The following is a 4,572-nucleotide window of genomic DNA, read 5'->3' as shown; positions in this document are numbered from 1 at the left end:
CCGTAGGAGGCCAGCCCCTGGCCGATCGGGCATCACCAACGTCCCATCGCGCAGAGGGCTGCGCTCCTACCGGCGGGAATGCCCCAAGATCCGTAAGAGGCCAGCCCTCTGGCCGATCGGGCCTGTACAACACCCCAATCGGCCAGAGGGCTGGCCTCCTACGGGGAAGGCTTTGGGATGTAGTGAACAGCCGGAAGTCCGTCGAAATCGGCGTCCTGGGTCCAGAGGTCGGCCTGATGGGCGCGCGCGGTGGCGTAGATGATGCTGTCGGCGAGCGGGAGGCCATGCTGGTTGCCGAGACTGGCAGCGGACAGTGCCAAGGGCCCCGAGAGTTCGACGAGTTCGCCCTGCTGCATCAGTGCAGCCGCCTGCAGGGCCGCCGCCTCGCCGCGCTGCTGGAGTACCCGCTTGAAGACCTCGTAGAGGCTGATTGTGGGGACGATCAGTTCTGCCGTGGTCTCGATTGCGTCTGCAAACACATCGGCGTTGGGGCCGTCGGCAAAGTATTCCAGCCACGCGGACGAATCGACCACGTTCACACGCGGTCTCCCTCGCGCGGGATGTCGGGGTCAATGCCCTTGAGGAACCCCCGCATCTCGCTCATGCGCCGTTCGGGAATCAGTTCGATGCGGTCGTCGTACGCCACAATCTGGACCTTCTGGCCCGCGCGAAGATGCAGCGCCTCGCGTACCGCCTTGGGGATGACGACCTGATATTTCGGAGAGATGGTGAGGGCTTCCATTACAGCACCTTTGATCGATCGATAGTCCGTTTTACCAATTTAGCATCGATCCCGCCGATTCACGAACGCTCCTTCGCCCTCTGGCTGACTGTGCGTCACCAACACCCCATCGCGCAGAGGGCTGCGCACCTACAGCAATCGGGCATCCGTGTAGGAGGCCAGCCCTCTGGCCGATGGGGCATCACCCGCGCCCCATCGCGCAGGGGTTGCGCTCCTGCAACGGCTGTTCGGTTACACCAGGCGTATGGGACCCGGGTACTGAGCCAGGTGGGTGTCGCTGGTGAGCAGGAGGTAGCCTTCGGACTCGGCCTGGGCAATCAGGATCCGGTCGAACGGGTCCTTGTGGATATCCGGCAAGTGGCCCACAGCCAGCGCATGGGTTCCGTCGATGGACAATTCCGTATAGCCGTGCTCGCGAAGCTCCCGACGCAGGACAGCAGGCTCAACGACGAAATCGCGACGCCCAAGACTCCGCTTGATGGTGACCTCCCACAGGCTGGCGGCACTGTACGCAAGCTCATGTTCGGGGTTGAGGATCAGCTCGCGCGCCTCGGAAGGCAGCCGTGACGAATCGGCAGCCGCCCACAGGAGGATGTGAGTATCAAGAAGGAGATGCATCGTCGCTATCGAATGCCTCGATAATGGCCTCCTCGCCCATCCGGTCGAAGTCGTCCGGCACACTCACCTGCCCTTTGAGGAAACCGACACGGCTGGCCGCGGCCGGCGTCGGTGCCTCGACCCGCGTGAGTCGGGCGATCGGCTTGCCGGCCCGAGCGATCACCACCGGCTCGCCCCGGCTCACCTTGTCCAGCAAGCGGGACAAATGAGTCTTGGCCTCGTGGATATTAACCGTCTCGTTCATGTCTACCCTCGCACCGGCATCCAACTTAGTCTAATTGACTAGACTAGATTATACCCGGGATAAGCACCACGATGCAGGGGGCGGCCTCGGGCCGATTGGGGGTATACCCAGCGCCGAATCGCGCAGGGCGCTGCGCTCCTACAGGGGGCGTGATTCCGCGTAGCAGGCCAGCCCCCTGGCCGATTGGGGCATCTGGATACGCCCCATCGCGCAGAGGGCTGCGCTCCTACAGCAATCGCCCCCTGTAGGAGGCCAGCCCTCTGGCCGATGGGACGTTCGGCTAACCCCCCAGTCAAAGCCATATCGCATCCCAGTGCGGGTAATCACGAAGGTTGCGCACCAAACCGGCACGCAAGGGATTGGCGGCGATGTAACGCGCCAGCGACGCGAGGTCTTCTTCGCGGCGTACCGCGTGATCGTGAAAGCCGGGCTGCCAGAGTGCTCGCCCGAGCCTGCGGGCGGTGACTGCCTTGACCGACCGTACGACGGTAGACAGGGACATGCTTTCGCCGAGCGTCATCAGCCAGTGCAGATGATCCGGCATCACCACATACGCCAACGTATCCGCATGCCCGAGCGCTTGCGCGTGGCGCAGCGTACCGACCAGTGCACGGGCAGCGCTGAAATCGCGGAACACCGGTGTGCGATCCCGCGTGAGGGTGGTAACAAGGTAGATCCGCCCGGGCTCGGAATAGCGCCCACGGCGCAGGGCCTGAGCGTGAGGTTTGCCGTCCATGGCATCGCTCCCGTTGTGCTGGTTGTTATCCGTCGAGGGGCGGATGGGTGTCGTCTGGTCCCTTCGGCTGGCCATGAATCAGATTCTGGCCGTGGGGGCTTTTTCCAGCGTTCTATCGCGCAGGGGGCTGCGCTCCTACAAAATACCGGGACCCATCGTAGGAGGCCAGCCTCTGGCCGATGAGGCCTCTCCAGCACCCCATCGCGCAGGGGGCTGCGCTCCTACAAGCGGCAGAAGCACGCGCCCTGTAGGAGGCCAGCCTCTGGCCGATCGTGCGCTAAGGGTTGCGGATGAAGCCCATGGCTTCGAGTTTGAGGAGGATGCGGTGGGCGGCTTCGTCCGGGGTCATCTCGCGGGTGTCGAGCCGCAGCTCGGGGTGTTGCGGCTCCTGGTAGGGGTCGTCGATGCCGGTGAATTCCTTGATCAGGCCGGCACGGGCCTTGGCGTAGAGGCCCTTGCGGTCGCGGGCCTCGCAGGTTTCCAGCGGCGTGGCGACGTGGACCTCGATAAAGCCCCCTACCCGCTCGATGCGCTCGCGCACACGGCGGCGCATGTCGGTGTACGGCGCGATGGGGGCGCAGATGGCGCAGCCGCCATTCTTGGTGATCTCGCTGGCCACATACCCGATGCGCTGGACGTTGATGTCGCGGTGCTCCCTGGAGAAGCCGAGCTCGCTGGAGAGTTCCTTGCGCACGATGTCGCCATCCAGCAGCGTGACGGCGCGCCCGCCCAGTTCCATCAGCTTGACCCGCAGGGCGTTGGCCATGGTGGACTTGCCGGAACCGGACAGGCCGGTGAAGAACACGGTGAAACCCTGGCGGTCGCGCGGCGGGAAGCTGCGGCGAAGCTCCTGCACGACTTCCGGATAGGAGAACCACTCGGGGATCTCCAGGCCTTCTCGCAGGCGGCGGCGGAATTCCGAGCTGGGGAGGCTGAGGGTGTGTTCGCCCTCGCGCACTTCATTGGCCGGCACGAAATCCGCCCGGTCCTGCACGTAGGTCATGGCCTGGAACGGGACCATCTCGATACCGATCTCGTCGGCATAGCGCTGGATCAGTTCCTGTGCCTCGTAGGGGCCGTAGAAGGCCTGCTCGTCCGGGCCTGCATCGGGGCTGGCATGGTCACGGCCGACGATCATGTGCGTGCAACCGTAGTTGCGGCGGATGATCGCGTGCCACAGGGCCTCGCGCGGGCCGGCCATGCGCATCGCCAGCGGCAAAAGGCTCAGCTGAGTGGTCTGCTCCGGGGCCTGGCGCAGCACATGCTCGTAGCAGCGCACGCGGGCGTAATGGTCCACGTCGCCCGGGGCCGTCACGCCCACGACCGGATGGATCAGCAGGTTGGCCTCTGTCTGGCGCACCGCGCGGCGGGTGAGCTCCACCTGGGCGCGGTGCATCGGGTTGCGCGTCTGGAAGGCGACTACGCGGCTCCAGCCGAGCTTCTGGAAGTATTCCCGCAGCTCTCTCGGGCTGTAACGGTAGTTGCGAAAGTCGTGGTGGACCGGGGCCTCGAGACCATGCAGCGTGCCGCCCAGATATACAGGCCCCGTGCGATGCAGCAGCTCGTTGACGCCGGGGTGCGCGGTATCGGTAGTGCCAAACACCTGTTCTGCCTCGCGAGTGCGATCGGGCGTCCAGCGATGCTCCACGTCCATCACCGCGATGAGCATGCCCTCCGCATCGCGCAGGGCGATGCGGCTGCCCTCCTCCGCCTGCGCGGCGAAGGCTTCGGTCACGTCCAGCGTGATCGGCATCGGCCATAGCGTGCCGTCGGCCAGGCGCATGCTCTCAAGCACGCCGTCGTAGTCCGCCGGGCCCATGAAGCCCGTCAGCGGGGAGAACCCCCCGTTCAGCAGCAGTTCCGCATCGCACTGCTGGCGCAGGGTCAGATCCCAGGAGGGCATATCCCGCGCCGCTTCATTCAATTCGCGCGCAGTCGCCTCGTCCACATAACGCTCGCAGAGCGCACCGCCATACGGCGTAATCAATTCCATTCCGTCATCCGTTGTCGTTTTACCTCCTGTAGGAGGCCAGCCCCCTGGCCGATTGGGGCATCACCAACACCCCATCGCGCAGGGGGCTGCGCTCCTACAGGGACATGCCACCGCCATACGGCGTGATCCATTCCATTCCGTCATCCGTTGTCGTTTTGCCCCCGTAGGAGGCCAGCCCTCTGGCCGATTGGGGCATCACCAGCACCCCATCGCGCAGGGGGCTGCGCTCCTACAGGGAC

Annotated in this window: 6 protein-coding genes; all 6 read right to left on the bottom strand. The window is 65.0% G+C overall.

What is annotated here, in order from left to right; genetic code table 11:
- Nucleotides 1-158 precede the first annotated feature (158 nt).
- The gene (locus F467_RS0107880) at nucleotides 159-539 is read right to left on the bottom strand and encodes a type II toxin-antitoxin system VapC family toxin (RefSeq protein WP_018137572.1); all 381 of its coding nucleotides are present in this window, start codon (nucleotides 537-539) and stop codon (nucleotides 159-161) included.
- Nucleotides 536-742, bottom strand: coding sequence for an AbrB/MazE/SpoVT family DNA-binding domain-containing protein (locus tag F467_RS0107875; RefSeq protein ID WP_018137571.1), 207 nt, complete (start codon nucleotides 740-742; stop codon nucleotides 536-538). The genes F467_RS0107880 and F467_RS0107875 overlap by 4 nt, the downstream gene beginning before the upstream one ends.
- 231 nt (nucleotides 743-973) lie before the next feature.
- The gene (locus F467_RS0107870) at nucleotides 974-1,360 is read right to left on the bottom strand and encodes a type II toxin-antitoxin system VapC family toxin (protein WP_018137570.1); all 387 of its coding nucleotides are present in this window, start codon (nucleotides 1,358-1,360) and stop codon (nucleotides 974-976) included.
- Complete coding sequence (locus F467_RS0107865; RefSeq protein WP_018137569.1) at nucleotides 1,344-1,604, bottom strand: type II toxin-antitoxin system Phd/YefM family antitoxin; 261 nt, start codon at nucleotides 1,602-1,604, stop codon at nucleotides 1,344-1,346. Before F467_RS0107865 ends, F467_RS0107870 begins: the two co-directional genes overlap by 17 nt.
- Before the next feature lie 292 nt (nucleotides 1,605-1,896).
- Nucleotides 1,897-2,340, bottom strand: a complete 444-nt coding sequence (locus F467_RS0107860) for a transposase (protein ID WP_018137568.1) — start codon at nucleotides 2,338-2,340, stop codon at nucleotides 1,897-1,899.
- A gap of 277 nt (nucleotides 2,341-2,617) precedes the next feature.
- Entirely contained in the window at nucleotides 2,618-4,333 is a 1,716-nt protein-coding gene (locus F467_RS0107855; protein WP_018137567.1) for a bifunctional sulfate adenylyltransferase/adenylylsulfate kinase, read from the bottom strand.
- Nucleotides 4,334-4,572 lie beyond the last annotated feature (239 nt).

Source organism: Thioalkalivibrio sp. ALJ12 (assembly GCF_000378305.1).
Taxonomy (GTDB): domain Bacteria; phylum Pseudomonadota; class Gammaproteobacteria; order Ectothiorhodospirales; family Ectothiorhodospiraceae; genus Thioalkalivibrio.
The sequence above is the reverse complement of the archived record's forward strand: the minus strand, read 5'-3'. Positions and strand labels throughout refer to the sequence as shown.

Bases quoted from the DNA above. Each gene is read 5' to 3' on its own strand.
- F467_RS0107870 (WP_018137570.1), bottom strand. From the start codon at position 1,360: ATGCATCTCCTTCTTGATACTCACATCCTCCTGTGGGCGGCTGCCGAT.
- F467_RS0107875 (WP_018137571.1), bottom strand. From the start codon at position 742: ATGGAAGCCCTCACCATCTCTCCGAAATATCAGGTCGTCATCCCCAAG.
- F467_RS0107865 (WP_018137569.1), bottom strand. From the start codon at position 1,604: ATGAACGAGACGGTTAATATCCACGAGGCCAAGACTCATTTGTCCCGC.
- F467_RS0107855 (WP_018137567.1), bottom strand. From the start codon at position 4,333: ATGGAATTGATTACGCCGTATGGCGGTGCGCTCTGCGAGCGTTATGTG.
- F467_RS0107860 (WP_018137568.1), bottom strand. From the start codon at position 2,340: ATGGACGGCAAACCTCACGCTCAGGCCCTGCGCCGTGGGCGCTATTCC.